Consider the following 25,960-nt stretch of genomic DNA (forward strand, 5'->3'; position numbering starts at 1 on the left):
TAGAACGGTCCGCCATCCGGTCAAAGCCCGTATGGCAGGCAGTTGCACGGGCGCGTTGCCGAGATCTTCGGCGCCCCGCGCCGCCGCTCACGCTATTTGGTGCCGAAGATGCGGTCGCCGGCATCGCCGATGCCGGGCACGATATAGCCATGGTCGTTGAGGTGGCTGTCGACCGCCGCCGTATAGACCGGCACGTCGGGATGGGCGTCGTGCAGCGTCTTCAGCCCTTCCGGCGCGGCGATGAGACAGACGAACTTCACCGATTGGCAGCCCGCCGCCTTGACCTCGGACACCGCCGCCGCCGCGGAATTGCCGGTGGCGAGCATGGGATCGAGCACGATGGCGGTGCGTTCGGAAATGTCGCGCGGCAGCTTGAGATAATATTCCACCGCCGCCAGCGAGACCGGGTCGCGGTAGAGGCCGACATGGCCGACGCGGGCGGCGGGCAGGATTTCCAGCATGCCCTCCAGAATGCCGCCGCCGGCGCGCAGCACCGAGACGAGGCACAGCTTCTTGCCGGCGAGGATCGGCGCCTGCATCGTGGTGATGGGCGTGTCGATCTCGATCATCTCGGTCGGCATGTCGCGCGTCACCTCATAGGCGAGCAGCATGCTGATCTCGCGCAGCAGCAGCCGGAACTCGTTCGCCGGGGTGCGCGAGCGGCGCATCAGGGTGAGCTTGTGCTGGATCAGCGGGTGATCGACGACGACGGTGGTGGACGGCAGGGCGGCCTTGGGATTGGTGGGCGCGTTCATCTCGGCGTCGTCCTCGCATGGTACGGGACGCGCGGCACGTCGCCGGCCCCGTCACGGATCGCAGAATAGCGCGAAAAAGGATTCAAGAAACGGACCATTCCGTCCGTTTTTTGCCGGCCTGGCAGACGGCCCCCTTGCGGAAGCGGCGTTTTCACGCTCACATACGTTGCTTCCAGGACGCCGGCGATGTCCGCCGGACTTGAAGCGAGCCAGCTATGTCCGTCAATGCCAGTGCAGGCGGTCGTTCCCGCAAACATATCGTCCTCACCTCCCATGGCGCGCCCACCGGCGTCGCGGCTGATGGCCCGGCGCTGAACTGGGGCGCCCCCGACCCGGCCCTGCGCGGACCGGTGGTCGCCACGCTGACCGATCCGAAGCGGCGCAACGCCATCGGCACCCATGCGGGCGGCTATTCGGTCTATCGCGCGCTCGCCATCGCCGCCGGAGCGCTGCCGGCCGATTTCAGGGCCGACCTCACCAATACCGCGCCCTCCGACATCATCGGCCCGCATCCGCAATGGGGCGATCCGGGCAAGATCGTCTCGCTCGACCCGTTCGGCCACATGATCGGCGAGGCGTTCGGCCCCGAGCTCGCGGCGGGGCTCGATGTGCGCCCCAGCATCGCCATCACCCGTGCCCGTATCGACATGCCGGAAATCCGTGAGGCGCTGCGCGCCGGACGGCTGACCATCGACGGCGACATTATCGGGCCGAAGGGCGATGTGCGCGTCACCAAGGCGGCGATCGAGCCGGTATGGTACCTGCCCGGCATCGCCGAACGCTTCGGCGTCTCCGAGGGCGCGCTGCGCCGGGCGCTGTTCGAGCATACGGGCGGCATGTTTCCGGAACTCGTCACCCGTGGCGACCTCAAGGTCTTCCTGCCGCCCATTGGCGGCATGACGCTCTATCTGTTCGGTGACCCCGCCAAGATCGGCGACGGCGTCACCCCGCTCGCCTGCCGGGTGCATGACGAATGCAACGGCTCGGACGTGTTCTCCTCCGACATCTGCACCTGCCGGCCCTATCTCGCCCATGGCATCGAACTGTGCGTGGAGATGGCGCAGAAGGGCGGCACCGGCCTCGTGGTCTATAACCGCAAGGAAGGAAGAGCGCTGGGCGAGGTGACGAAGTTCCTTGTCTACAACGCCCGCAAGCGGCAGGAGGGCGGCGACCTGCCCGAGACCTATTTCAAGCGCACCGAATGCGTCGCCGGGGTGCAGGACATGCGCTTCCAGGAGCTGATGCCGGACGTGTTCCACTGGCTCGGCATCTCGAAGATCGACCGTTTCGCCTCGATGAGCGACATGAAGTTCAACGCGCTGGCCCGCGCCGGTATCGAGGTGGTGGAGCGGGTGCCGATCCCCGCCGATCTGATCCCGCCCGATGCCCGAGTCGAGATGGAGGCGAAGGTCTCCGCCGGCTATTACGGCGTCGGCTTCGACAGCCGGTTCGAGGAGACGCAGGGCCGGGGGCTGGAGGAGTAGAGGCGCCCCATCATTATCCGTCATCCCGGACGGGCCGTGGGTCCGATCCGGGATCGCTCGCCGACGAGGGCACGTGATGACGCGATCCCGGTTCATGGCTACGCCATGCCCGGGATGACGTTGGTTCCAATTGGAAGAAGCAATCTCCATGATTCCCCCCGAACTCGCCGCCCTGCGTTCGCCCGCCGCCGTGCGTGCGCGCAGCCACCAGGTGCTTGATTATGTGGGCGACGGGCAGTCGCCGCATTTCACCGTCGATCTCGGTGCGCTCGACGCGGTGGCGGACTATGTGGCTGAGGTGACGCGGCAGGACTATCCCAGCCTCGACATTCCCTATCATAGCCGCTGGCGGCACTTCGATGCCGGCGGGGTGGCGCGCCGGGAGGCACTCGCTCCGCGCCTTGAGGGCATGGACGCCGCCGAGCGGGCGCGCACCATGATCGACCTCGCCGTGGTCAGCGTGCTGCTCGACGCCGGGGCGGGGGACGCTTGGCGCTACCATGAGGAGGGCACGGGCCTCACCATCGGCCGCTCGGAAGGGCTGGCGGTGGCGAGCCTCGCCATGTTCGCGGCCGGCGGCTTCTCCGCCGATCCCGCGCAGCCTCTGCGGGCCGATGCGGCGGCGCTGATCGCGCTCGACGCCGGCACGCTCGGCCGGTTTTTTCAGGTGTCTGACGCCAATCCGCTGGTCGGTCTCGCCGGGCGGGCGGCGCTGCTGAACCGGCTCGGCGCGGCGGTGGCGGCGCGGCCGGACCTTTTCGGCCCGGACGGGCGGCCCGGCGGGCTCTATGACACGCTCGCCCCGCAGGCGCGGATCGGCCGGCTGCCGGCGGAGGCCATCCTCAAAGCGCTGCTCGACGGGCTTTCCGTCATCTGGCCATCGGGTCTGGAGGTGGCCGGCGTGGCGCTGGGCGATGTGGGCCGGCACCCGGCGGTGCGGGTGGCGGATCGCTCCGACCAGCTCGTGCCGTTCCACAAGCTCTCGCAATGGCTGACCTATTCGCTGCTGGAGCCGTTCGAGGAATCCGGGCTCGCCGTGACCGAACTCGACGCGCTGACCGCGCTGCCGGAATACCGCAATGGCGGGCTGCTGATCGACCTCGGCGCGATTCTGCCGCGCGCGCCGCTCGATCCGGCGCGCAAGCACCGGGTCGATTCCGAGCTGGTGGTGGAATGGCGGGCCCTGACCGTGGCGCTGATGGACCTTCTCGCTGATCGGGTGCGCGAGCGGCTCGGGGTCGATGCGAGCCAGTTTCCGCTCGCCAAGCTGCTGCAAGGCGGCACCTGGATGGCCGGGCGCCGCATCGCCGCCGAGCGTCGTCCGCCCGCCGGCCCGCCGCCGCTCGCCATCGACGCCGACGGCACGGTGTTCTGAGCTTCTCGTCATCCCGGACGGCCGAAGGCCGATCCGGGATCATGTGCGGAAGGGGGAGCGACCCCGGCCCTGCGCTGCGCTACGGCCGGGATGACACCCCTGTCAGAGGGGGGCTCAGTCCAGCTGCGCGCCGGACGCCTTCACGATCGGCGCCCATTTGGCGATTTCCTTCTTCACATGCTCGCCCAGTTCCTCCGGCGTCGAGCCGACCGACACGGCGCTGAAATCGGCGAGGCGGGCCTGCACCTTCGGGTCCGCCAGCGCCGCATTGGCGGCGGCGTTGAGCTTGGCGACCACCTCCGGCGGCGTGCCTGCGGGAGCGAAGACGGCGTTCCAGGTATAGGTCTCATAGCCCGGCACTGCCTCGGCGATGGCCGGCAGATCGGGGAAGGAGGGCGCGCGCTTGGCGGTGGTCACGCCCAGCGCCCGCAGCTTGCCGGACTTGATGTGGCTGGTGGAGGAGGGGAGATTGTCGAACATGATCGGCACCTGGCCGGACAGCACATCGACCAGCGCCGGCCCGGCGCCCTGATAGGGAATGTGCTGCATGTCGACATCCGCCATGCTCTTGAACAGCTCGCCGGAGAGATGCAGCGGCGTGCCATTGCCGGATGAGGCATAGGAGTATTTGTCCGGGTCCTTCTTCAGCAGCGCGATCAGTTCCTCCGTCGTCTTGGCGGGGAAATCCGGGTTGACCACCAGCACGTTCGGCACGATGACCAGCAGCGACACCGGCGCAAAGCTGGTGACGGGGTCATAGGGCATCTTCTTGTACAGGGCCGGGTTCAGCGCATGGGTGGCCACCGTGCCCATCAGGATGGTGTAGCCGTCCGGGTTCGCCTTGGCGACCTGCGCCGCGCCGAGATTGCCGCCGGCGCCGCCCTTGTTTTCCACCACCACGGGCTGGCCGAGTTCCGCACTCATACGCTCGGCGACGAGGCGGCCGACGAGATCGGTGGAGCCGCCGGCGGAAAAGGGAATGACCAGCGTCACCGGGCGGTTGGGAAAGTCCTGCGCGGCGGCTGGGCCTGCCGGGGCCAGAGCAACCCCCAGCGCGGCAAGGGCGGCGGCGAAAAGCGTGCGTTTCATGCGGCATCTCCTCCTCCCGCGCACCCCATGCGCGCGGCGGGCCTCTGCGGACCCTCGGTCTGATCTAGAGTGCGGCATCGCCGCGTCACGCTCAATCCGTCATGCGTCGCAGGAGCGGCGGTTCCGCGCGGGCGCAGCGGGCGGCAAACTGGGCAGGAAAGGCGCGCCGTGCCTGTTCGCTAGGCAGCAGCGCGCGTCATGAGGTACCTCGCTCCGCGTCGGCCCGGCGACGCCTTGCGACGAGCGTGACAGGCCGCGCTGCGCGGCAGGGTTGCTCCGACTGGCATATCGCTTGCGTGAGAGGCGCCGGGTCAGAGCGACAGGGGAGCCGTGCCGACGCGATGAGCAAGGGCGCCGATATCGAACTCATCGACGTGACCAAGCGCTATGGCGCGGCGCTCGCGGTCGACCATGTCTCGCTGAAGATCCCCGCCGGCACCTATTGCTGCCTGCTCGGGCCGTCCGGCTGCGGCAAGACCACCACGCTGCGCATGATCGCCGGCCATGAGAGCCTTACCGAGGGCGATATCCGCCTCGGCCCGACGGTCGTGTCCGACCTGCCGCCGGCCAAGCGCGGCACGGCGATGATGTTTCAAAGCTACGCGCTGTTTCCCCATCTCGACAGCGTCGACAATGTCGCCTTCTCGCTGAAGATGAAGGGGGTGGACAAGGCCGCGCGCCGGGCGCGGGCACTGGACATGCTCCGGCTCGTGCAGATGGATCATCTCGCTGAGCGCCGCCCCGCCCAGCTTTCCGGCGGCCAGCAGCAGCGCGTGGCGCTGGCCCGGGCGCTGATCACCGATCCGCAGGCGCTGCTGCTGGACGAGCCGCTGTCGGCGCTCGATCCCTTCCTCAAGATCAAGGTGCGGCAGGAACTGAAGAAGCTGCAGCTTCAGCTCGGCATTTCCTTCATTCACGTCACCCACAGCCAGGAGGAGGCGATGGCGCTCTCCGACCTCGTGGTGGTGATGAATGGCGGGCGGATCGAACAGGCCGGCACGCCGCGCGAGGTGTTCAACCGACCGGCCACCGCCTTCGTCGCTCGCTTCATGGGCGACCACAATGTCATCGCCGGCCGGGTGACGGATATCGGCGAGGACGTGACCTTTGAAGTGCCCGGCGGTGCCGCGTTCCGCGCGCCGGCCGCGCCGGGGCTGGAACCGGGCGCGCCGGTGGAGATCGCCGTGCGCACCGACCGGGTGACGCTCGGCGCCGGCACGCGGCCGGGCTGCGGTCTCACCGGCCTCGTGCAGAACATCGAATATCACGGCCAGAAGGTGCAGGTGGCGCTCAATGCCCCCGGCATTGCCGAGTTTTCCGTGCAGGTGCCGGAGACCGCCTTCTTCGCCGCCCCGCTCAGCGTCGGGGATGCCGTGCCGCTCGCCTGGACTCCGCAGGACGTGCACATCCTCCGGGCGTCGCCCGCCGCCTGACCGCTTCACCCGCCCATGCCACCGCCGACAACGCTCGGGAGAGATTGATGAGCCAGAAGACCACGGATCGCACCGGCACCAAGGTCGCCAAGGGAACCGGCGTCAGCCGTCGCGGCCTGCTCAAGGGCGCGGCGGCGCTCGGCGGTCTCGCCGTCGGCGGGCAGGCGGTGACCGGCTTCCCCACCATCTGGGCGCAGAACCCGATCACGCTGCGCCAGTTCGGCACCGGCGTGTCGAACCTCAACGCCATCGCCGAGAAGTGCAAGGCGGATCTCGGCATCACCCTGCAGATGACCGCGCTCGATTCCGACGCGGTGTCGCAGCGCGTGGTGACGCAGGCCAATTCCTTCGACATCGCCGATATCGAATACTGGATCTGCAAGAAGGTGTTCGCCGCCGGCACGCTGCAGCCGATGGATGTGACCAAGATCAAATATTACGACCAGATCGTGCCCATCTTCACCACCGGCAAGCTGACCCCCGACTCGAAGATCGCCCAGGGCACCGCGCCGAACACGGTCGGCTTCGTCGAAGGCCCGGATTCCAAGAAATTCGCGCCCGCGCCGACCCAGTGGATGACGCTTATCCCGACCATCTACAACGCCGATACGCTCGGCATCCGCCCCGATCTCGTCGGCCGGCCGATCAAGAACTGGAAGGACATTCTCGATCCCGCCTTCAAGGGCAAGACCTCGATCCTCAACATCCCGTCCATCGGCATCATGGATGCGGCGATGATCTGCGAGAGCGCCGGCATCATCAAATATGGCGACAAGGGCAACATGACCAAGGCGGAGATCGACACCACGATCGACTTCCTGATCAAGACCAAGAAGGCCGGCCAGTTCCGCGCCTTCTGGAAGACCTTCGACGAGAGCGTGAACCTGATGGCCTCGGGCGAGGTGGTGATCCAGTCCATGTGGTCGCCGGCGGTGGCGGCGGTGCGTTCCAAGGGCATTGCCTGCGTCTACCAGCCGCTGGAGGAAGGTTACCGCGCCTGGGGCGGCGGCCTCGGCATCGCCAAGCACCTGAAGGGCGCGCAACTCGACGCGGCCTATGAGTACATCAACTGGTATCTCTCCGGCTGGGTCGGCGCCTATCTCAACCGGCAGGGCTATTATTCCGCCGTGCTCTCCACCGCCGAGAAGAACATGACTCCGGACGAATGGGCGTTCTGGATGCTGGGCCAGCCGGCCAAGGCCGACATCCTCTCGCCCGAGGGCAAGGTGATGTACACGGCCGGCGCGGTGCGCGACGGCGGCTCGTTCCAGGAGCGCATGGGCGCGGTGGCGTGCTGGAACTCGGTGATGGACGAGGACCGCTACATGGTCCGCCGCTGGAACGAATTCATCGCCGCGTGAGGCCTTGCGACGCATACGACGTCATCCCCGGGCTGGGCCCGGGGATCCACGCTTCTTCGACGCCAGAAGGACGTGGATGGCCGGGTCAAGCCCGGCCATGACGTTCCACAGGATCGAAGTTCCGCACCGGATCGGCCCCGTATGACCCTGTCCCGGATCGCCCCCTATCTGCAGGCCACGCCGCTGACGCTGATCCTGGCGGCGTTCCTGGTGCTGCCGATCGCCACCATCGTGATGGTGAGCTTCTGGGATTACGATTCGATCCAGATCTTCCCGGCTTTCGTCTTCACCAATTACGAGGAGACGATCACCTCGCCGGTGACCTGGAGCACCTATCTCAACACGCTGAAATACACCGTCATCGTCTGGGCGGTGACGCTCATTATCGGATTCTGGGTCGCCTATTACCTTGCCTTCCACATCCGCTCGGCGACCATGCAGATGGTGCTGTTCCTCATCTGCACCATCCCGTTCCTGACCTCGAACATCATCCGCATGATCTCGTGGATTCCGTTCCTCGGCCGCAACGGGCTGCTCAACCAGTCGCTGATGTCGATGGGCGTGATCGACCAGCCGCTGGAATTCCTGCTGTTCTCGGATTTCGCGGTCGTGCTGGCCATGGTGCATCTCTACACGCTGTTCATGGTCACCCCGATCTTCAACACGCTGATGCGCATCGACCGGGCGCTGATCGAGGCGGCGCGCGACGCAGGTGCCAGCGCCTTCCAGATCCTTACCAATGTGATCATCCCGCTCGCCAAGCCCGGCATCGCCATCGGCTCGATCTTCGTGGTGACGCTGGTCATGGGCGACTTCATCACCGTCCGTTTCATGTCCGGCGGTCAGTCCGCCTCGGTCGGTCTGATGATGGCGAACCAGATCGCGCTGCTGCAATATCCGGCGGCGGCCGCCAATGCGGTGATCCTGCTCGCGCTGGTGCTGCTGCTGGTCGCCGGCATCCTGCGCATCGTCAACATCCGCAAGGAGCTGTGAGCGATGAACTCGGACAAGCGCGGCCCCGGCTTCTATGTGCTCACCGCCTTCTTCATCCTGTTCGTGCTGTTCCTCTACGGCCCGCTCTCGACCATCTTCATCCTCTCCTTTCAGGGGCCGAATGGCGGGCTCACCTTCCCGATGAACGGGGTGTCGTTGCGCTGGTTCGAGAACCTTCTGTTCGAGCAGCAGGCGGTCGGCGACTTCGGCGGCGCCTTCTCGCGCTCGCTGGTTCTCGGGCTGATGACCATGCTCACGACGGTGGTGGTGTCGTTGCTGGCGGGGCTCGCCTTCCGCCGCCGCTTCCTCGGCAGCGGGCCGCTGTTCTACCTCACCATTGCCAGCCTGATCGTGCCCTCGATCCTGATCTCGCTCGGCATCGGCCTCGCCTTCAACGTGTTCGGGCTGGAGCCGGCCTGGTATTCCTCCGGCTTCGGCGCGCACCTCACCTGGACGCTGCCCTTCGGCCTCCTGATCATGTTCGCTGTGTTCAACCGTTTCAACCCGGCCTATGAGGAAGCCGCGCGCGATCTCGGCGCCAGCCCGTGGCAGACTTTCGCCCATGTGGTGCTGCCGATCATCCTGCCGAGCCTCATCGGCGTCGGCCTGTTCGGCTTCACCCTGTCCTATGACGAATTCGCCCGCACGCTGATGACCTCCGGCAGCTTCAACACGCTGCCGCTCGAGATCTACGGCATGACCACCAATGTCACGACGCCGGTGCTTTATGCGCTGGGCACGGTGACGACGGTGTTTTCGCTGGCGGTGATCCTCCTCGCACTGGCGACCATCGCCGTGCTGCGCAAGCGCCGTGCCCGCCGGCTGGCGGGGTGAAGGAGGCCTGCATCAGGATTGCGCCAGCGGGGCTTCACGCGGCTTTGCCTGTCGTCGTGCGGCGGATTTGCTAGGATACCGTTGCGGCCGCCATGTGCCGTTCGCCGGCTCCGCAGGAGCGCGGCGACATGTTCTCGGGAGCCCCCAATGCGAAGTGTCCTTTTCCTTTCGGCTGCGCTGATCCTTGCCGCCGCCACGGCGCAGGCGCAGGAGACGCCGCGCTCCACCAGTATGAGCTGCGCGGCGGTGAACGCGCTGGTGCAGCAGCGTGGTGCCGTGGTGTTCGATACCGGCAGCGGCGACCTCAGCCGCGTCGTCTCCAATCCCAGCCTGTGCGATGCTGCCGATGGCGGCGCGCCAAGCTGGATTCCCTCGCAGGACCAGAGCCAGTGCCTCGCCGGCTATCGCTGCCAGGAGCGTTCAGGCCACGGCAACTAGGCCCCTTTCCGCGGCGGCGCGCGCTGCGGCAGCGCGCGCTGCACCTCGCCGAGCGCCAGATCGACGGCGACGGCGAACAGCGCCACCAGCACCGTGCCCTGCAGCACGAAGGCGGGATTGCCGGCCGACAGCCCGTCAATGATCGGAGAGCCGAGGGTCAGCGCGCCCACCGTCGAGCCGATCGTGGCGGTGCCGATGCCGATCGTCACCGAAAGGCGGATGCCCGCGAACAGGATCGGCGCCGCCAGCGGCAACTCGATCCGCCATAGCCGGCCGGCCGGCGAAAAGCCGATGCCGTCCGCCGCCTCCAGCACCGGCGCCGGCACGCTGCGCAACCCCGCCATGCCGGCGCCCATCACCGGCAGCACGCCGTAAAGCACCAGCGCGAAGGCGGTCGGCAGGGCGCCATAGCCGAGGCTCGGCACGGCGAGCGCCAGCACGGCGACGGGCGGAAAGGTCTGTGCCAGCGCGCCGAGCCGCTCCAGCGTCGGCGCATAGGCCCGCCCCGCCGGGCGGGTAGCGAACAGCGCGGCGCCGGCCCCGAGCGCAACCGCGACGAGGCTGGCCGAGCCGGTCAGCAGCGCATGCGCTGCTACCAGTTCGGGAAAGCTGGCGCGGCTGTAGACGAGGCGCGTGCCCGGCGGAAACAAAATGCCGAGATGCGGCGCCAGTGCGTCCATGCCAAAGGTGAGGGCGAGGAAGGCCGCCCCGGCCCAGATCGCCGGTCGGCGGGCGAGATGCCACGCAAACTGTCTCGCCCGGTTTCGGTTCATGGGCGGACCAGGTCGGTGAGGGCGATCAGGCCGGCGCGGCCATCTGCGAGGCTTCGCACCGGCAGCCGGGCACATCCTTCCGCCACCATGCGGGCCAGAGCCGCTTCCAGCGTGGCGTCGGCGTCGATCGGCGCGCCATCCACCGATGGCGCGGCGCTGAAATCCGCGCGGTCGCCGACCCGCAGCGCCTTGAGCCTGTTGAGCCCCAGCAGCGGCCCGCCGAAAAAGCGCGCCACCGCCTCGTTCGCGGGATGCGCCAGCACCTCGGCCGGCGTGCCGGTCTGCAACAGGCGACCCTGGTGCAGCACCGCCAGCGTGCCGCCAAGGCGGATCGCCTCCTCGACATCATGGGTGACGAGCAGGATGGTGGTGCCGATGCGCTGCTGAATGTCGATCAGGCTATCCTGCAGCCCCCGCCGCGTCGGCGGATCGACGGCGCCAAAGGGCTCGTCCATCAGCAGAAGCTCGGGCTCGGCCGCCAGCGCCCGCGCCACGCCGACGCGCTGCTGCTGGCCGCCGGAGAGTTCGTCGGGGTAGCGCTGGGCGTGGCTTTCGGGCGGCAGGCCGACGAGATCGAGCAGCTCGGCCACGCGCAACCGGATGCGCGCCGCCGGCCATCCCAGCAGCACCGGCACGGTGGCGACGTTGCGCGCGACAGTCCAATGCGGAAAAAGACCAACCGACTGAATGACATAGCCTATACGCCGGCGCAGTTCGACCGGGGCGAGCGTGGCGATGTCGGAGCCCTCGATGAGGATGCGTCCGCCATCGGGTTCGAGCAGCCTGTTGGCGAGGCGCAGCAGGGTCGACTTGCCCGAACCCGAGCTGCCGACCAGCGCGCAGAGCGTGCCGCGCGGCACGTCCAGCGTCACGCCATCAAGCGCCGATGCCGCGCCGAAGCGCTTGGAGACAGCCTCGAAGCGGATCACGCTTGCCTCCGCAGCAGGAGCAGGGAGAGACCTCGCAGGGCGGTGTCGGCCAGCAAGGCGAGGGCGATGGCGGAGAGCGCGCCGAGCAGGACGAGATCGGCAGCGCTCTGTCCAAGTCCTTGAAAAATAAAGGTTCCTAGGCCCCCTGCGCCGATCAGGGCGGCGAGGGTGGCGAGGCCGATGAGCTGCACCAGGGTAAGGCGCAGCGTCTGCAGCAGCGTCGGCAGGGCGAGCGGCACCAGCGTGTGGCGGACGATCTGCGCCGGCGTCATACCCATGCCCCGCGCCGATTCCACGAGATCCGACGGGACGTTAGACAGGCCCGCATGGACGCCGCGGGCGACCGGGAGCAGGCCGTAGAGCCCCAGCGCGAGGATGGCGGGCGTCGCTCCGATGCCGGAAATGCCGAGGTGGCGAAGGCCCGGCACGAGGCCGGTGAGGAGGGTGATGGGACCGATGAGGAGGGCGAAGAGAGCGAGCGAGGGAATGGTCTGGACGATGTTGAGCACGGCGAAGATCGGGCCGGCGCGCCGCGGCCGGCGATAGGCCATGAGCCCGATCACCCCGCCGACGATCACCGCCAGAACGAGGCCGGCGCCGGTCAGTTGCAGATGCCGCAGCACCTCGTCGCGATAGGCCTCCTGGCGCACCGCATATTCCCGCGCCAGCGACAGCGAAGCGAGGCCGCCGCTGGCGAGCAGCGCGGCAAGGCCGGCCAGCAGGGCGAGCAGCGGCACGGCCTTGCCGGCCGGATGCGATGTCCGCTCGGTGCTGTCGGCGAGGAGGAGCAGCCCCGCCACCACCGCGACCCAGAAGCCGGTTCCGAGCGAGACGCGGGTGAGCGACCCCGCCGCTTCGGCCTGCGCGCCGGCCGCCAGCCCGGCCACGCCGAGCGCGGCCACGACCAGCGCGGCGGCGGCGAGGCCGGTCAGCGCGTGCCGCGCGCGCCACGCGGGCCGCATCGCCAGCCCCGCAATGAGGGCGAGCGGCGCCAGCACCAGCGCCGCAGCAGCGGACCCCGCTGCCGCCCAGAGCGGGAGCGGGCTTCCCGACAGCAGCCGGTTGGGGGCGACGACGACGAAGCCGCCTGCGAGCAGGCCCGCAAGGGCGATGGCAGCGAAGAGCAGCGGCAGAAGGTCGAGCCCGCTGCGCGCCTCACCCGTTCGCGCATCAGGGATCCCGCCCTGGCTGCCGTCGGCGTCGCCGGCGCGTGCCGGCGCCCGGCCGGCGAGGTGCCTCACCCGAGCAGCCCCTGCGCCTTGAGATAGGCCTCGGCAACCGCGCGCGCGTCGCGCCCTTCGAGCTGCACCTGCGCGTTCAGCCGCTGCAGCGTCGCCAGGTCGAGTCCGGCAAAGGCGGGGGCGAGCGCGTCGGCAATGGCGGGATAGGCGTCGAGCACGCCTTTGCGGATCACCGGCGCGGGCTGGTAGACCGGCTGCACCTGCTTGGTGTCGGTCATCACCTTGAGGTTCAGCGCGGCGATGGCGCCGTCCGTGCCATAGACCATGGCGGCGTTGACCCCGGACGTGCCTTCCGCCGCCGCCTTGATGGTGGCGGCGGTGTCGCCGCCGGAGAGCACCAGCAACTGGTCGCCGGACAGCTTGAAGCCATAAGCCTGCTGGAAGGCGGGCAGCGCCGCCGCGCTTTCCACGAATTCGGCCGAGGCGGCGAGCTTCACCTCGCTATCCTTCGTCCAGCGCGCGAAATCCTCCATGGTGGCGAGGCTCTCGCGCGCCGCCACATCGCCGCGCACGGCGATGCCCCAGGTGTTGTCGGCGGGGGCAGGGGCGAGCCAGACCAGGCCATTAGCGGCGTCGAGATCGCGGGCCTTCTCATAGGCGGCGCCGGCATTCTTCCACACCGGATCGTCCGCCATGGCGAAGAAGAAGCCGGCATTGCCGGTATATTCGGGGTAGAGGTCGATCTCGCCCGCCAGCAGCGCGGTGCGCACGATCTTGGTCGGGCCGAGCTGCAGCCGGCGCGTCACCGGAATGCCGGCATGCTCCAGCACCAGCGCGATGATGTTGCCGAGCACCGCGCCCTCGGTGTCGATCTTCGAACTCACCACCACGGGCGCGGCGGCGCGGGCGGCACCCGGCACCAGCGCCGCCGCCGCGAGGGTGGCCAGCAGGCCGCGCCGGCTGATGGATATGGGCATGCAATCCCCCCTTGGACTGGTGTCGAGATGCTGCCGACACAAGCCGGCACCGGCGCGATTGTTCCACCCTTCGCCCGGCGGGCAAACCGAAAACCGGCTCTTTGCCATCTTCGGCAACAGGGCGGCGGAAACCCTGGGGCGGCTCGGACGTTTGCTTCCACGCCCTGCGGGACGAGCGTCCCGTTCCTCCAGCTACCGGATTTCCCGCATGCCCGCCGCGCCCTTTCTTCGCATCGGCTATCACGCCTCGCATGAGCAGTTCGCCCCCAGCGCCCTGCTTGCCCATGTGCAGGCGGCGGAACAGGCGGGGTTCGCGGCGGCGATGTGCTCGGACCATTTCGCGCCGTGGAGCGCGCGCCAGCCGCATTCCGGCTATGCCTGGAGCTGGCTCGGCGCGGCGCTGGCGACCACCTCGCTCTCCTTCGGCGTCGTCACCACGCCGATCGGCCGGCGCTACCATCCCGCGCTGACCGCGCAGGCGGCGGCGACGCTGGCGGAGATGTTTCCCGAGCGGTTCTGGATGGCGCTCGGCTCCGGCGAAGCGCTCAATGAGCGCGTGACGGGGCAGCGCTGGCCATCCAAGCCGGAGCGCGACGCGCGGCTGACTGAGGCGGTGGAGATCATGCGCGCCCTGTTTGCCGGGGAGACGGTGAACCGGCAGGGCGGGCTGATCGCGGTCGAGGAGGCGCGGCTCTATACGCGCCCGTCCGTGCCGCCCGCTTTCATCGCCGCCGCGCTGACGCCGGAGACGGCGCGACGGGCGGGGGCATGGGCGGACGGCCTTGTCACCATCAACCAGCCCATGGAGCGGCTGCGGGCGATCATCGAGGCTTTCCATGAGGGCGGCGGCGCGGGCAAGAGACTGGTGCTGCAGGTGCATCTCTCCTATGCCGGCACAATGGACGAGGCGCGCGCCAACGCGCATGACCAGTGGCGTTTCAACACGCTGTCCTCTTCCGTCGCCGCCGAGCTGAAACTGCCGGAACAGTTCGACGCCGCCACGCGGCTGGTGCGGCCGGAAGACCTCGACGACAGCATCCTCATTTCCGACGATCCCGGCTGGCACGCGGCGCGGCTGGCGGAATTGGCCGAACTCGGCTTCGGCGACATCTACCTTCACAATGTCGGGCTAAACCAGCAGGCGTTCATCGAGACGTTTGGCGCCCTCGTGCTTCCCCAATTGCGGGGCCGGGCCTGACCAGACCTTTAGGAGGCGCGGATGACGCAGACACGCTGGTGGCAGCGCGGGATTTTCTATCAGGTCTATCCCCGCTCGTTTCAGGACAGCAATGCCGACGGCATTGGCGACCTCGACGGGATCCGTGCGCGGCTGGACTATCTCGTCACGCTTGGCGTCGACGCGGTGTGGATCTCGCCGATCTTCCCCTCGCCCATGGCCGATTTCGGCTATGACGTGGCCGATTACTGCGACATCGACCCGATGTTCGGCGATCTCGCCGCCTTCGACCGGCTGGTGGCCGAGGCGCATGCGCGCGGGCTGAAGATCGTGCTCGACTTCGTGCCCAACCACACCTCCGACCAGCATCCCTGGTTCGTCGAGAGCCGCGCCTCGCGCGACAACCCCCGGCGGGACTGGTACATCTGGCGCGATCCCGCGCCTGATGGTGGCCCGCCCAATAACTGGATGAGCAATTTCGGCGGGCCGGCCTGGAGCCTCGACCCTGCGACCGGGCAATATTACTACCACGCCTTTCTGAAACAGCAGCCGGACCTCAACTGGCGCAACCCCGCCGTGCGGGCGGCGATGCACGATGTGCTGCGCTTCTGGATGGCGCGCGGGGTGGACGGGTTCCGTGTCGATGTGATCTGGCACCTGATGAAGGACGAGCAGTTCCGCGACAACCCGCCCAATCCGGAATATGCGCCCGGCGACGGCGATATTCGCCGCTTCCTGCAGACCCGCTCCACCGACCAGCCCGATGTGCACGCCATCATCGCCGAACTGCGCGCGGTGATCGACGAATATGACGACCGCGTGCTGATCGGCGAGATCTACCTGCCGATCGACCGGCTGGTGGCCTATTACGGCGAGAATCTCGAAGGCGCGCATCTGCCGTTCAACTTCCAGCTCATCCATGCGAGCTGGACCGCGCCGCAGCTCGCCGCGCTGATCGCCGAATATGACGCGGCGGTGCCGGAAGGCGGCTGGCCGAACTGGGTGCTGGGCAATCACGACCAGCCGCGCATCGCCTCGCGCATCGGCGCCGCGCGCACCCGCGTCGCCGCCATGCTGCTGCTCACCCTGCGCGGCACGCCGACGCTCTATTATGGCGACGAGATCGGCATGGAGAATGTGCCTATCTCCACCGACGACGCACAGGACCCCTGGGAGAAGAACGAGCCGGGGCTCGGCCTCGGCCGCGATCCCGAGCGCACGCCGATGCAGTGGGACGCCTCGCCGCATGCCGGCTTCACCAATGGCCAGCCCTGGCTGCCGCTGGCGGCGGACTTCGCCACCCGCAATGTCGCGGTGCAGGCGGAACAGCCCGCCTCGCTGCTACGGCTCTACCGCGACCTCATCGCGCTGCGCCGTGCCCATCCGGTGCTGCACGCGGGCAGCTATCGCAAGATCACCGCGCTGGGGGACGTGCTGGTGTTCCTGCGCGAGAGCGCGCAGGAATGCGTGCTGGTGGCGCTCAACCTCGCCGGCAGGGCCCAGGGCGACATTCCGCTGCCGCCCGGCACCCGGGGGCAGGTGCTGCTCTCCACCGAGGGCGACCGCGCCGAGCGGGTGGAGGGCCGCCTGGCGCTGCGGCCCTATGAGGGGGTCATCGTGGCGCTGGACGGGCGGGACTAAAGTTCCGAGCGGCGGAAGGCGTAGTCGAGCCCGCCCATGCGGAACCAGCGATAGCCATAGGGCTCCAGCGTGATCTCGTAGCGGCCCTTGGCGTCCGCCTGGGCGTGGTCCTCGGACAAAAGGTTGACCAGCCGGTCGGGCTCGCCCTCCGGGGCTTCGAGCGCGAAGCGGACGCTCACCCCCTCGGGGTGGAAATTGTGCAGGAACACGGCGACGTTGTTGCGCCATTCATAGCGCAGGCACAGCACGGCGTCGTGGCCGACATCGACCACCTCGAAGGCGCCCCAACCGATTTCCTGCGTTTCCTGGCGGGTGCGGATCATCCGCTCCATCCAGTTGAGGAAGGATTCCGGGTCGCGCCGCTGGTCGGCGACATTGACCTGCTCATAGCCATAGGCGCCCTCGGAAATCACCGGCAAATAGGTCTTTTCCGCCGCGCTGAAGCCGGCCTGCTTCTCGTTCGACCATTGCATGGGCGTGCGTGCGCAGTAGCGCTCGGGCAGGTTGAGATCGTCGCCCATGCCGATCTCGTCGCCATAGCGCAGCACCGGCGTGCCCGGCAGGGAGAGCATGAGGCTGTAGGCCAGCTCCATCATCCGGCGGTCGCCCTTGAGCATCGGGGTGAGACGGCGGCGGATGCCGCGGTCATAGAGCTGCATGGATTTGTCCGGCCCGAAGGCGGCGAACACCTGCTCCCGCTGCTTTTCGGTCAGCCGGCCGAGATCGAGTTCGTCATGATTGCGCAGGAACAGGCCCCATTGCGCGGTGGCATAGTCCGGCCGCGTGGCGTTCAGCGCTTTGACCAGCGGCTTCATGTCGGCGCTGGCGAGCGCGTAGAAAAGCGACTGGTTGACCTGGAAATTGAACATCATGTGCATGCGGTCGCCATCGGCGCCGAAATATTTCTTGTCGTCCTCGGGCAGGATATTGGCTTCCGCCAGGATGATCGCGTCGCCCCGCCGCCACTGCAGGAACTCGCGGAAGGTGCGCAGCATGTTGAAATGCTCGATCGGCTTGCCGTCGATTTCCGCCCCCTTCTCCGCGATGACGAAGGGCACGGCGTCCATGCGGAAGCCGGAGACGCCGAGTTCGAGCCAGAAGCCCATAATGCGCAGAATCTCCGCCTGCACATCGGGGTTGGCGGTGTTGAGGTCGGGCTGGAAATCATAGAAGCGGTGGAAATAATACTCCTTAGCCGCCTTGTCATAGGTCCAGGTGGTGGTCTGCACGCCGGGAAAGACCATGCCTTCATCGGCGTTTTTCGGCTTGGTCTTGGACCAGACATACCAGTCGCGATAGGGCGAGTTGGGGTCCGAGCGGGCGGATTTGAACCAGGGGTGCTGGTTCGAGGTGTGGTTGACCACGAGGTCGATCAGCACCCGCATGCCGCGCTGGCGGGCGGCGTGGGTGAATTCGACGAAATCGCCCAGCGTGCCATAGCGCGGGTCGACGCCGTAATAATCTGCCACGTCATAGCCGTCATCCTTGCCGGGCGAGGCCTGGAACGGCATCAGCCAGATGGCGGTGACGCCCAGCCCGTGCAGATAGTCGAGCCGCCGCATCAGGCCGCGGAAATCGCCTATGCCGTCGCCATTCGAATCCATGAAGCCTTCGACGGAGAGGCAGTAGACGATGGCGTTCTTGTACCAGAGGTCGGTGATCACGCGCGGCGCTCCCGGTGAGAAATCCCGGGGCGCAACGTTTCATGCGGCGCAAGCGTTCCTCGAAGCCGCGTTCCTCGCAGCCGCTTTCATCGCAGCCTGCATAGCCGGCCGCCGCAGCGCCAGTCGCTTCCGGCGGTCGGCCCGCCGTCAGCCCATCATGCGCATGTGCTGGTCGTAGAGGATCCAGATGGTGCCGGACACCATGATGAGCAGGATCAGCACGGTGAACAGGATCAGCAACAGGTCGTCGCGGTGCGAGCGCTGAAGGTCGATGTGCAGGAAGTAGCGCAGATGCACCACCGCCTGCAGCACGGCAAGCAGCCCCAGCGCGGCGAGCGCGGCGGCACCGCTGAACAGATCGAACCACACCACCGCGAAGGCGCCGGTGGTCAGCACCAGCGCGAGCACGAGGCCGATCACATAGGAACGGCGCTCATGGCCCTCGTCCTCAAGCTCGCTGGCCGGCAGGTCGGCGGACACCCGGTTGCTCATGACACGACCCCGTAGAGATAGACGAAGGTGAAGATGCCGATCCAGACGACATCGAGCATGTGCCAGAACAAGGCAAGGCGCATCAGCCGCAGCTTCACCGCCGGGTTCATGCCCAGCGCCGCCACCTGCACCGCCATGACCGCCATCCACACCAGCCCGGACGAGACATGCAGCGCATGGGTGCCGGTGAGCAGGTAATAGGCGGAGAGGAAGCCGCTCGCCTGCGGCGGCGCGCCATGGGCGGTGATCATCACATAATAGTCGTGCAGCTCCATGCCGACGAAGCCGGCGCCGAGCAGGCCGGTGACGAGCAGCCAGCCGAGCACGCCGCGCCGGTTCTCGCGGTACTTCATCTCCAGCATGGCGAAGCCGAAGGCGCAGCTGGAGAGCAGCAGCAGCAGCGTCTCCAGGAACGCGGCGGTGAGGTCGAACACCTCGGCCGGGCGCGGGCCTTCGGCGATGCCCTGCACGCTCATGGCGGCATAGGTGGCGAACAGCACCGCGAACAGCACCAGATCGCTCATCAGGAAGATCCAGAAGCCGAACAGCACTTCTTCGGCGGCTTCGTGGCTTTCCGGATCGGTGCCGGCGAGATTGATGCCGGGGTGGAGACGTTCGGAAAGGCTCATCGCGTCACCTCCATGGCCGCGCCGGCGGCAAGGGCGCCGGCGCCTCCCTCCAGACTTTCCGGGATGGCACGGCCCCGGTTCGCCGCCGTCATCTCCTGGTCGCGGGTCACGCCCGGCGCGGCGCGCACGGCGGCGAGGAACGCTTCGTTCGCCGCCCGCACCGTGGCCGCCGGCACGGTCTCTTCCGTGTCGGTGGCGAAGGAGCGGGCGATCACCACCGCCCAGATGAGCACGAAGGAGAGGATGGCCAGCCACCAGATGTGCCAGACGAGGCCGAAGGCCCAGGCGCAGGCGAACAGGCCGATGAGCGGCGCGGTCGCGGTGTTGCGCGGCACCTCGATGTCCTCATAGCCCGCCGGCGAGCGATAGGCGGTGCCGTCCTTCTTCGCCTCGTAGAAGGCGTCGCGGGCGGTGACCTGCGGCAGCACGGCGAAGTTCCACGCCGGGGGCGGGGAGGGGATCGACCATTCCAGCGCCCGCCCGTCCCAGGGATCGCCGAGCGGGGCGGCGAGTTCCTCGCGCCGGCGCACCGAGACGATGAACTGCGCCGTCATGAAGGCGAAGCCGGCGAGGATCAGCGCCGCGCCGAGCATGGCGAGGGCGAGCCAGGGCAGATAATCCGGGTTCGACCATTCGAAGGTGCGGCGCGTCGCGCCCATCATCCCGAGCCAGTAGAGCGGGAAGAAGGCCAGCAGGAAGCCCGGCGCGAAGCACCAGAAGGAGGCGCGGCCCAGCCCCTCATGCAGGCGGAAGCCGAACGCCTTGGGGAACCAGAACTGCACCGCCGCGAACATGCCGAACAGCACGCCGGGGATGATCATGTTGTGGAAATGCGCCACTAGGAACAGCGTGTTGTGCACCTGGAAATCGACGCCCGGATTGGCCAGCAGCACGCCGGTCATGCCGCCGAGAATGAAGGTGAGCAGGAAATTGATGTGGAACAGCATCGCCGTGGAGAGGCGGATGCGCCCGCCCACCATGGTCAGCAGCCAATCATAGACCTTCACCCCCGTCGGCACGCCGATGATCATGGTGGCGATGCCGAAAATGGCGTTCACATTGGCGCTCTGGCCCATGGTGAAGAAGTGGTGCAGCCACACGGCGAAGGAGAGCACGGCGATGCACATGGTGGCGTAGACCAGCGAGGTGTAGCCATAGATGCGCTTGCTGGAATAGGTGGCGACCACTTCCGACCACACGCCGAAGGCCGGCAGGATGAGGATGTAGACCTCCGGGTGGCCGAACAGCCAGAACAGATTGGCGTAGTTCATCATGTTGCCGCCGTCGCCATTGGTGAAGAAATGGAAGCCGGCGTAGCGGTCGAGGGCGAGCATGATGGTGGCGGCGGTCAGCGGCGCCATGGCGAAGATCATCAGGATCGACGTGCACAACGTCGTCCAGGTGAACAGCGGCATGCGGAACAGCGACATGCCGGGGCAGCGCTTCTTGTAGATGGTGACGGCGAAGTTCAGCCCCGTCAGCGTCGAGCCGATGGAGCCGAGCGACACCGCCCAGATCCAGTAATCCACCCCCTCGTCCGGGCTGAACTCGATGCCGGTGAAGGGCGGATAGGCCGACCAGCCGCCGGTGGAGAAACGCCCGACCACCAGCGACACCATCACCAGCATGGCGCCGGCGACGGTGAGCATCAGCGAGATGGCGTTGAGCAGCGGGAAGGACACGTCGCGCGCGCCGATCTGCAGCGGCATGACATAGTTCATCAGCCCGGTGATGAAGGGCATGGCGACGAAGAAGATCATGATCGTGCCATGGGTGCTGAAGAGCTGGCCGAAATGATCCGCCGAGAGGAAGCCGCCGCCATCATAGGCGGAAAGCTGCTGGGCGCGCATCAGCGCCGCCTCGATCACCGCGCGGGCGAACATGATCAGCGCCACCACGATATACATGATGCCGACCCGCTTGTGGTCGACGCTGGTCAGCCAGTCGCGCCACAGCGGTACCCACCAGCCCTTCACCGTGAGCAGGATCACCGTCGCGATCGCGCCCAGCACGGCGAGAGAGCCCGCGCCGGAGGCGATGGCCTCGCTGAGCGAGGGATTCTCGATCATCCCGGCGAAGACGAAGGAGGTCCATTTGATCTGGCCGAAGACAAGCTCCCAGTTCATTGTCCGGCCTCCGGCGTGGTCTGGTGATGCTGATGGGGCGCGGCCGCGGCCGGCGCGTCGGTGTCGGCCTGCGGCGCGTGGGCGGCCTGCGGCGCGTCGTTACGGGCCTGCGGCGCGTGGGCGGCGTGCCCGCCGGTCATGCCGGGGGCGAAGCTGGCGATGATCTGGTCGAACAGGCCGGGGGTGAAGCTGCCATAGATCACCGGCTCGCTCACCACCGAGGACGGTAGCAGCGCGGCATAGGCGCGGGCGTCCAGGGTGGCGGCCTGCGTCTTGGCCGAGGCTGCCCAGGCATCGAAATCGTCCGGCGTCATCACCCGTGTGGTGAAGGACTGGGTGGCGAAGCCGAGGCCGTTATACTGGGTGTTGCGCCCGGTGAAATCGCCGGTCTCGTCGGCGATGAGGTTGAGCTGCGTCTGCATGCCGGCCATGGCGTAGATCTGGCCGGCGAGGCGCGGAACGATGAAGGACTGCATGACGGTGCCGCTGGTGAGCTTCAGCGTCACCGGCCGGTCCTCCGGCAAGGCGAGCAGGTCGAGCGTCGCCACGCCCTGTTCGGGGTAGAGGAAGAGGAACTTCCAGTCGAGCGCGACGACTTCCACCACCAGCGGGTCGGGCCCCAGCGGGCGGTAGGGGTCGCCGGCGATGGTCTGGCGCCACAGCGCGGTGCCGAGCGCCACGACCAGCGCCACCGGCACGCCCCAGATGAGAAGTTCCAGCCCCCAGTTGAACTCCCAGTCCGGCCGGTAGCTGCCCTTGCCGCCGCGCCGGTAGCGCCACAGAACCAGCGGCAGCGCGATGAACATCGGCACGATGACGATCAGCATCAGCGCGCTGATCGTGCCGAAATGCGCGATCTGACCGGCGGCGATCGGCCCGGCCGGTTCGAGAAAGCCTGCGGCGGAGGCCGCACATGGCATGGCAAGGGCCGGCAACCCGGCCATCAATCCCCTCAACCTCAACACGGCCCCCCTGCGACTGTCGCGCGCCTCTCATGTGAAGACATCGACCCGTACCCCGCTTGCAGGAAAGCACGAAAGGCGACGGAGTTCACTGTCTCACTTTGTATGGATTACGGAAAAGTCGTGACCGCTGCATGGCGGCGGCGTGGCCGGGCGGCGCCTCACGGCGGAGGAGGGGCGGGCTGTTCATTCAGGGCAGGATGGCTATAATCGCGCGACGCCACGTCACGTTCAAGGCAGGTTCTAGGTGCGACTTAGTCACTCTTTGCCGCGTGACAATAGACACGGATTTCTACTGAATCCGAACTGGCGCACTCTTCTGTTTTCTTCGCGCCTCGCGGGCGCGGCCATCGTCGCGCTCGCCCTTGCTTACTGGCTTGAGCTTCAGGAGCCGCAATGGGCGATCCTGACCGTCTATCTCCTGACCCAGTCCTCCACCGGGGCGGCGCTGGCCAAGGGGGCGTTCCGTTTCCTCGGCACGATTCTCGCCGCGCTTTACGGCCTCGCCGCCGTCAAGCTGTTCTCGCAGGACCCGCTGCTCCTCGTCGGCAGCGCCATGGTCTGGATCTTCCTGTGCTATTACGGCGCCGCTCAGGCGAGCAATTTCACCGCCTATGGCTTCATGCTGGCGGGCTTCACCGGGCTGCTGGTCACCTTTCAGGGCGCCGCCGCGCCCGCTGCGGCCTGGCTGGTGGCGGTGGACCGGGTGAGCGAGATCAGCATCGGCATTGCCTGCGCGACGCTGGCCGGCGCGCTGGTGCTGCCCGACCATGCCGGCACCCAGTTGCGCGGGCTGCTGGCGAAGACCTTGCGCGGGCTGTGCGCCCATGCCGCGCTGACCCTGCGCGCGGCCACGCGCGGCGACCAAGTGATCGACGACCGCCGGTCGCTGCTGCCGCAGATCGTGAAGTTTGACGCGCTCCGCTCCTATACGCGCTTTGAAGCGCCGGAGATGCGGGCCGATCGCGACCGGATGGACGAGGTCGCCCGCCGCTTTCTCGGCGTTCTGGCGCAGGCGCGGGCGCTGCATCTGCGGCTCGCCGCCGACGGGGCGGGGACGCAGGCGGCGCCCGAGGCGCTGCGGGCGGCGCTGGAGCGGATGGTGGCGCTGCTGGAGCGCGGCGCGGCCGACCCCGCCCTGCTGCAGCGGCCGGAGCGGCACTGCGCCGACCTGTCCACGCTCCGGCTGGACCTTGCCGCGCTCGCCCGCCGGCTGTCCGCGCCGGGCGACGCCACGCCGCTCGCGGCGCGGGCCGAGGCCGTGCTGATCTGCCGGCAGGCGGGGGCGATGCTGCGCGAACTCGCCCTGCTGTGCCTCGCCGAGCGCGCGGTGTTCGAGCCGCCTGCCGCCGGCACCGCGCGGCACCGCGAAAGACGAGCCGCCGCCCACGGTTCCGCCCTGCTGCAGGGCGGGCGCGCCGCGCTGGGGCTGATGATCTTCTGCGCCATCTGGTACGCGACGCAATGGGACCAGGGCATTGCCGGCATTACCGGGCTCGCCCTGATGAACTATCAATGCGTGAACACTGATGATCCGCAGAAGCTCGGCTGGCCCTATCTGCGCGCGGTGGTGGCGGCCTGCTTCGCGGCCTATGCCACCATGGTCTTCATCTATCCCTGGCTGGAGGGCTTCGAGGCGCTGGCGCTGTTCCTGCTGGCGGTGCTGGTGCCGGCGGGCCTGCTGATCGCGACGCCGCGCTATGCCCGCACGGCGGGAACCTTCACCATTTTCTACGTCGCCGCGGCCGCGACCGGCAATGTGTTCACGCCTGATCCTCTGGACTTCGCCAATTTCTGCTTCGGTCTCGCCTTCGGCATGTTCGTCTGCCTGATGGTGGTGCGGCTCGTGCCGGCGACGGCGCGGGCCTCGCGCCGCCGCGCGGTTGACCGTGCGCTCGGCGTGCTGCTGCCTGAGGTGGCGCGCGGGCAGCGCGCGCCACGGGCGGCGGCGCGCGAAATACTGGGGTCGCTGGGCGCGCTGCTGGCGCAGTTGACGCCGGCGCGTCCCGCCCATGACAGGCTGCTGCGCGGCCTGCTGGCCTGCGCCGCCAGCGCGGGGGAACTCGGTCGGCTGCGGGAGGCGGCGGACAGCCCGGCGCTGCCGCCGCCGCTGCGTGCGGCGATCGCGGAGGGGCTTGAACGCTTCGCCGGCGCGCTGGCGCCCGGCGGGCGGGGCGACGGGACAGCCGCCGCGCCCCCGACCGCTCCCGCTGAAAGCTTCGCCCCGTTGCGCGCCGCGCTGGCGCAGACGGAGGCACGGCCGGGCGCCGCGCCGGCCTCGCTCCTCGCCGAGGTGGCGGCGAGCCTGTGTTTTCTGGAGGATCGGACCCTGCGCGACCAGGCTTTTCGCGCGCTGTGCGAGGCGCGCGCGTGATGACGTGGAATCCGCTGTTTCACACACTCGATTTTTTCGGCTTCTACCTGCCGCCGGTGCTGATGTGGGCGCTGATCGCCTTCATTCCCTTTTTCGCGCTGAGCCGGCTCGCCCGCTGGAGCGGCTTCTACGCCCTCGTCTGGCATCGCCCGCTGTTCGATGCCGCGCTCTATGTGATCGTTCTGGCCGCCCTGACTCTCGGGCTGCCGCTTCTGACAGGAGGTCCGGCATGAGCGGGCACAACGCCATTCGCGTCGCGGTGACGCTGGCCACGGTTGCCATCGCCGCCTTTGCCGGCTGGCATTTGTGGAACTACTACCTGCTGTCGCCGTGGACGCGCGATGCGCGGGTTCTGGCCGACGTGCTGCGCGTGGCGCCCGACGTGTCCGGACTGATCAGCACCCTCCATGTGCGCGACAACCAGACGGTGCGGAAGGGCGACCTCCTGTTCGAGATCGACCCGGAGCGCTTCGCGGCGGCGCTGAACCTCGCGCGGGCGGAGGTGACGATGAAGACGGCGGCGATGCGCCTTGCGCAGGAAAACGCCGCGCGCTTCCGCACCCTGCAGCGCGAGGACAGCCCGGGTTTTTCCATTGAGGCCGGGGAGGCCATGCAGACGCGCGCGGCCGAGGCCGAGGCGGCGCTGGGGGTGGCGCAGGCCCAACTGACCATCGCCGAAATCAATATGCGCCGCAGCCGTGTCCATGCGGCGGTGGACGGCTATGTCACCAACCTCACCGCGGTCGTCGGCGACTACGCCACGGCCGGCGAGGGGGTGCTGGCGATTGTCGATTCCCGCTCCTTCTATGTCTATGGCTACTTCATGGAGACCAAGCTGCCGCAGATCCGGGAAGGCGCCCCCGCCAGGGTGGAGCTGATGGCGGGCGGGGTGGTGCTGGACGGCGTGGTGGAGGGCGTGGCGCGGGCCATCGCCAACCCCGACGACGCGGCCGGGCTGCTGGCGCGGGTCGATCCGCAGTTCAGTTGGATCCGTCTCGCCCAGCGTCTGCCGGTGCGCATCAAGCTGGAAGCATTGCCGCCCGATGTCCGCCTCGCCGCCGGAATGTCCGCCACCGTGGTGATCAAGCCGGCGGGGGAGGGCGGTTAGAGGGTGCGGCTGGACGGGCCGGCGCGGTGGGCGAGATGTCGGCCGCTGCCGCATCGCCGGCACGCCAGTGGCGCCGGCAGGCGAATTGATTGTTGAGCAACGAACCCCCAGAGTGAGCGTTGTCTGACGGTGGGCGAATGGCCCGTTGATCTGGTTGGAAAGGAA

The 25,960-nt window shown here is 68.1% G+C and carries 23 protein-coding genes; 12 read left to right on the forward strand and 11 right to left on the reverse strand.

Annotation, left to right across the window (positions count from 1 at the left end):
- Positions 1 to 92: 92 nt before the first annotated feature.
- Positions 93 to 755 (reverse strand): uracil phosphoribosyltransferase, encoded by a 663-nt coding sequence (gene upp, locus AAC979_RS20900; protein WP_371348818.1) that lies wholly within the window; start codon positions 753 to 755, stop codon positions 93 to 95.
- Between the two features lie 215 nt (positions 756 to 970).
- On the opposite strand from upp, the gene AAC979_RS20905 reads away from it, so the two are divergent.
- A complete protein-coding gene (locus tag AAC979_RS20905) occupies positions 971 to 2,239 on the forward strand; it encodes a GTP cyclohydrolase II (protein ID WP_371348819.1) in 1,269 nt (422 codons plus the stop codon).
- A 148-nt stretch (positions 2,240 to 2,387) separates the two neighbouring features.
- Positions 2,388 to 3,614: a URC4/urg3 family protein gene (locus tag AAC979_RS20910; protein WP_371348820.1), complete on the forward strand. Its 1,227-nt coding sequence runs from the start codon at positions 2,388 to 2,390 to the stop codon at positions 3,612 to 3,614.
- Positions 3,615 to 3,728: 114 nt separating this feature from the next.
- Here the strand turns inward: AAC979_RS20910 and AAC979_RS20915 are convergent, their stop codons facing one another.
- Entirely contained in the window at positions 3,729 to 4,703 is a 975-nt protein-coding gene (locus tag AAC979_RS20915) for a Bug family tripartite tricarboxylate transporter substrate binding protein (RefSeq protein WP_371348821.1), read from the reverse strand.
- A 341-nt stretch (positions 4,704 to 5,044) separates the two neighbouring features.
- Here AAC979_RS20915 and AAC979_RS20920 point away from each other — a divergent pair, with 341 nt between their 5' ends.
- The 5 genes from AAC979_RS20920 (at position 5,045) to AAC979_RS20940 (ending at position 9,762) form a co-directional block, all read left to right on the forward strand.
- Entirely contained in the window at positions 5,045 to 6,136 is a 1,092-nt protein-coding gene (locus tag AAC979_RS20920; protein ID WP_371348822.1) for an ABC transporter ATP-binding protein, read from the forward strand.
- A gap of 47 nt (positions 6,137 to 6,183) precedes the next feature.
- Positions 6,184 to 7,497 carry a PotD/PotF family extracellular solute-binding protein gene (locus AAC979_RS20925; protein ID WP_371348824.1) on the forward strand — a complete coding sequence of 438 codons (1,314 nt, stop codon included), beginning with the start codon at positions 6,184 to 6,186 and terminating at the stop codon, positions 7,495 to 7,497.
- Positions 7,498 to 7,638: 141 nt separating this feature from the next.
- Entirely contained in the window at positions 7,639 to 8,490 is an 852-nt protein-coding gene (locus AAC979_RS20930) for an ABC transporter permease (protein ID WP_371348825.1), read from the forward strand.
- Between the two features lie 3 nt (positions 8,491 to 8,493).
- Complete coding sequence (locus tag AAC979_RS20935) at positions 8,494 to 9,324, forward strand: ABC transporter permease (protein WP_371348826.1); 831 nt, start codon at positions 8,494 to 8,496, stop codon at positions 9,322 to 9,324.
- A 147-nt stretch (positions 9,325 to 9,471) separates the two neighbouring features.
- Positions 9,472 to 9,762 carry a hypothetical protein gene (locus AAC979_RS20940; protein WP_371348827.1) on the forward strand — a complete coding sequence of 97 codons (291 nt, stop codon included), beginning with the start codon at positions 9,472 to 9,474 and terminating at the stop codon, positions 9,760 to 9,762.
- Here AAC979_RS20940 and AAC979_RS20945 read toward each other — a convergent pair.
- Genes AAC979_RS20945 through AAC979_RS20960 form a run of 4 tightly spaced genes read right to left on the reverse strand, consistent with a single transcriptional unit; the run spans position 9,759 to position 13,622 of the window.
- The gene (locus tag AAC979_RS20945; RefSeq protein WP_371348828.1) at positions 9,759 to 10,535 is read right to left on the reverse strand and encodes an ABC transporter permease; all 777 of its coding nucleotides are present in this window, start codon (positions 10,533 to 10,535) and stop codon (positions 9,759 to 9,761) included. The genes AAC979_RS20940 and AAC979_RS20945 overlap by 4 nt on opposite strands.
- Positions 10,532 to 11,464, reverse strand: coding sequence for an ABC transporter ATP-binding protein (locus tag AAC979_RS20950; RefSeq protein WP_371348829.1), 933 nt, complete (start codon positions 11,462 to 11,464; stop codon positions 10,532 to 10,534). The genes AAC979_RS20945 and AAC979_RS20950 overlap by 4 nt, the downstream gene beginning before the upstream one ends.
- Complete coding sequence (locus AAC979_RS20955; RefSeq protein ID WP_371348830.1) at positions 11,461 to 12,705, reverse strand: ABC transporter permease; 1,245 nt, start codon at positions 12,703 to 12,705, stop codon at positions 11,461 to 11,463. The genes AAC979_RS20950 and AAC979_RS20955 overlap by 4 nt, the downstream gene beginning before the upstream one ends.
- On the reverse strand, positions 12,702 to 13,622 hold the full coding sequence (locus AAC979_RS20960; protein WP_371348831.1) for an ABC transporter substrate-binding protein: 921 nt from the start codon (positions 13,620 to 13,622) through the stop codon (positions 12,702 to 12,704). Before AAC979_RS20960 ends, AAC979_RS20955 begins: the two co-directional genes overlap by 4 nt.
- 208 nt (positions 13,623 to 13,830) lie before the next feature.
- Here AAC979_RS20960 and AAC979_RS20965 point away from each other — a divergent pair, with 208 nt between their 5' ends.
- On the forward strand, positions 13,831 to 14,820 hold the full coding sequence (locus AAC979_RS20965; protein ID WP_371348833.1) for a TIGR03885 family FMN-dependent LLM class oxidoreductase: 990 nt from the start codon (positions 13,831 to 13,833) through the stop codon (positions 14,818 to 14,820).
- A 21-nt stretch (positions 14,821 to 14,841) separates the two neighbouring features.
- On the forward strand, positions 14,842 to 16,440 hold the full coding sequence (locus tag AAC979_RS20970; protein WP_371348834.1) for an alpha-amylase family glycosyl hydrolase: 1,599 nt from the start codon (positions 14,842 to 14,844) through the stop codon (positions 16,438 to 16,440).
- Here the strand turns inward: AAC979_RS20970 and AAC979_RS20975 are convergent.
- The 5 genes from AAC979_RS20975 to AAC979_RS20995 all read right to left on the reverse strand — a co-directional run bounded on the left by AAC979_RS20975 (position 16,437) and on the right by AAC979_RS20995 (position 22,295).
- The gene (locus tag AAC979_RS20975) at positions 16,437 to 18,104 is read right to left on the reverse strand and encodes an alpha-amylase family protein (RefSeq protein ID WP_371348836.1); all 1,668 of its coding nucleotides are present in this window, start codon (positions 18,102 to 18,104) and stop codon (positions 16,437 to 16,439) included. The two genes, AAC979_RS20970 and AAC979_RS20975, sit on opposite strands and share 4 nt — an antisense overlap.
- A gap of 147 nt (positions 18,105 to 18,251) precedes the next feature.
- A complete protein-coding gene (cyoD, locus tag AAC979_RS20980) occupies positions 18,252 to 18,596 on the reverse strand; it encodes a cytochrome o ubiquinol oxidase subunit IV (protein WP_371348837.1) in 345 nt (114 codons plus the stop codon).
- A complete protein-coding gene (locus AAC979_RS20985) occupies positions 18,593 to 19,225 on the reverse strand; it encodes a cytochrome c oxidase subunit 3 (protein ID WP_371348839.1) in 633 nt (210 codons plus the stop codon). The genes cyoD and AAC979_RS20985 overlap by 4 nt, the downstream gene beginning before the upstream one ends.
- Positions 19,222 to 21,351, reverse strand: a complete 2,130-nt coding sequence (locus AAC979_RS20990; protein WP_371348840.1) for a cbb3-type cytochrome c oxidase subunit I — start codon at positions 21,349 to 21,351, stop codon at positions 19,222 to 19,224. Before AAC979_RS20990 ends, AAC979_RS20985 begins: the two co-directional genes overlap by 4 nt.
- A complete protein-coding gene (locus AAC979_RS20995) occupies positions 21,348 to 22,295 on the reverse strand; it encodes a ubiquinol oxidase subunit II (protein ID WP_371348841.1) in 948 nt (315 codons plus the stop codon). Before AAC979_RS20995 ends, AAC979_RS20990 begins: the two co-directional genes overlap by 4 nt.
- 283 nt (positions 22,296 to 22,578) lie before the next feature.
- Here AAC979_RS20995 and AAC979_RS21000 point away from each other — a divergent pair, with 283 nt between their 5' ends.
- The 3 genes from AAC979_RS21000 to AAC979_RS21010 are packed head-to-tail and all read left to right on the forward strand — an operon-like array spanning position 22,579 to position 25,795.
- A complete protein-coding gene (locus tag AAC979_RS21000; RefSeq protein WP_371348842.1) occupies positions 22,579 to 24,687 on the forward strand; it encodes an FUSC family protein in 2,109 nt (702 codons plus the stop codon).
- Positions 24,687 to 24,920: a DUF1656 domain-containing protein gene (locus AAC979_RS21005; protein ID WP_371348844.1), complete on the forward strand. Its 234-nt coding sequence runs from the start codon at positions 24,687 to 24,689 to the stop codon at positions 24,918 to 24,920. The genes AAC979_RS21000 and AAC979_RS21005 overlap by 1 nt, the downstream gene beginning before the upstream one ends.
- The gene (locus tag AAC979_RS21010; protein ID WP_371348845.1) at positions 24,917 to 25,795 is read left to right on the forward strand and encodes an efflux RND transporter periplasmic adaptor subunit; all 879 of its coding nucleotides are present in this window, start codon (positions 24,917 to 24,919) and stop codon (positions 25,793 to 25,795) included. The genes AAC979_RS21005 and AAC979_RS21010 overlap by 4 nt, the downstream gene beginning before the upstream one ends.
- Positions 25,796 to 25,960 lie beyond the last annotated feature (165 nt).

The organism is Ancylobacter sp. IITR112 (genome assembly GCF_041415945.1).
In the GTDB taxonomy this organism is placed as follows: Bacteria; Pseudomonadota; Alphaproteobacteria; order Rhizobiales; family Xanthobacteraceae; genus Ancylobacter.